1 protein-coding gene is annotated in these 245 nt (G+C 40.0%); it reads right to left on the minus strand.

Annotation, left to right across the window (positions count from 1 at the left end):
* The coding region (locus L8D11_RS05670; protein ID WP_236870681.1) for a transposase at positions 1-187 on the minus strand (187 nt) is incomplete at its 3' end.
* Positions 188-245: the final 58 nt, after the last annotated feature.

Consider the following 245-nt stretch of genomic DNA (forward strand, 5'->3'; position numbering starts at 1 on the left):
TTCTTTTCAGTGTCCCAAAGCCTTGTTCAACCTTATATCGGCTTTTAGAGATTAATCGATTAAAAAGTTTTTGCCAATGAGTTAAAGGTTTGTTTTTCTTAGCCTTTTCCATCAAGCCATTTTTAATCGAGTAGAGAGGCGCATTGCAGCACCTCCCTCTCACACCACCGTACAAGCGATGTCGCATAGGGCGGTTTCAGATTTGTGTTTACCAAAAGCAGAGTACATAGAGAAGAGATTAATCT

Origin of the sequence: Candidatus Bandiella numerosa (genome assembly GCF_021811875.1) — a bacterium.
In the GTDB taxonomy this organism is placed as follows: domain Bacteria; phylum Pseudomonadota; class Alphaproteobacteria; order Rickettsiales; family Midichloriaceae; genus Aquirickettsia; species Aquirickettsia numerosa_A.